The organism is Dysgonomonas sp. Marseille-Q5470 (assembly GCF_951230145.1).
GTDB lineage: Bacteria > Bacteroidota > Bacteroidia > Bacteroidales > Dysgonomonadaceae > Dysgonomonas.
Map to the genome: position 1 here is coordinate 1 of NZ_CATNVE010000028.1, position 1,281 is coordinate 1,281.

General features: G+C 44.7%; 1 protein-coding gene. It reads right to left on the reverse strand.

What is annotated here, in order from left to right:
• Nucleotides 1–1,199: TraG family conjugative transposon ATPase (locus QOX35_RS16420; RefSeq protein ID WP_283687836.1), on the reverse strand; the 1,199-nt coding region annotated here is incomplete at its 3' end.
• Between the last annotated feature and the right edge of the window lie 82 nt (nucleotides 1,200–1,281).

Genomic DNA, 1,281 nt, shown 5'->3' on the forward strand with positions numbered 1-1,281 from the left:
TTCGTTTCCTCTGTGAAGAAGCACAAGGCAGGTTCTATAAACGTGTAGAAACTTTCTTCACTCGGAAAATCACCCGCATTGCCCGGCATCGCCGCCCAATAGAGTGTAGCAACATCCACCGTGTTATGGCGAGGCTTGCACTCCATAAGTGCCAATTGTGAGCCGACATCATTACGAATATTCTTCAGTTCTTCTGCATCGTCAGACCATGCCATCACATTGAAGTGTGCCCTGACAGAAGTCAATCCAAAACTATGGGCTTCGTTCAGGTACTTGTCGATCCACTCTTTATTTATTTGGTTTCCACGACTGTACTTCGATAACGACTGCATATTACGGGCAGATTTTTCAAACTGCCGCAGGTTTTCTGCCGAATTGTCCAGAAATATGTATTGATTATATACATGGTCACAAGAGAGCAACAAGCCCACAGGCGATGCAAACGACAGACGGCAATCACTCCGGTCGGTAGATAGCTTTTCGTATCGCATATCTGTTCCGATTGTTCCCGGCAAGTCTTCTACATCGGAAATGGTATGCAGGCACACCGTTTTATCTCCAATGCGTAACCCGTCTGCTCCTAGCTCCAGATCCTCCAGGCAAGTAGTATCTTCTAATGAGAGGGCAAAGTATTTTTCAATCAGCCCCGCTTCTTTTTCCGTTCCCGTTATTTCGTCTGAAGCAATACGTGTTAGCGTGATAAATCCTGAATCGTTTAAGATACGCTCGAACTGTCCGACTGCCTCCAAGAACCGTACTGCCATCTCTTTATTGACTTCTTTGGGGATGATATATCCTCTACAGAGCGATGAAAAATTGCTTTGCATCCGCATCCGATCCTTTGTCGTTTTGGTCAAAAACAAAAAGCAAGTATGATTCAGAAATGGACGTTCGTTGAAGTGTCGTTCAAATGAACGGGATAGAAAACTCATGTTCTCCTTATCGGTTGAGGGTTTGTATTTTTCTTTGACAAACCAATCCTGTTTGTGGATAACTGAGTATTCGGGCAACACCTTAATGGCTTTTGTCCAAGCTGAGTGTATGGCTTCGTATTCGCTACCCGTAACAGTGAACAGTTCCGGCAGATCGACACGGTAGGCTACCGTTATATCCGCATCCTTGCTGATGATGCAGTCATGTTCAACTGAAAGCAAGGGAAACTTACTTTCGATAGTAGCTGCTTTTAGTGTATTACGCATTCCACACCTCCTTCTTTTTAGGGTATTGGAACAAGCGACGGGGATTTTTACGGTTGATCAGAAAACGGGGATGTTGCCGTTT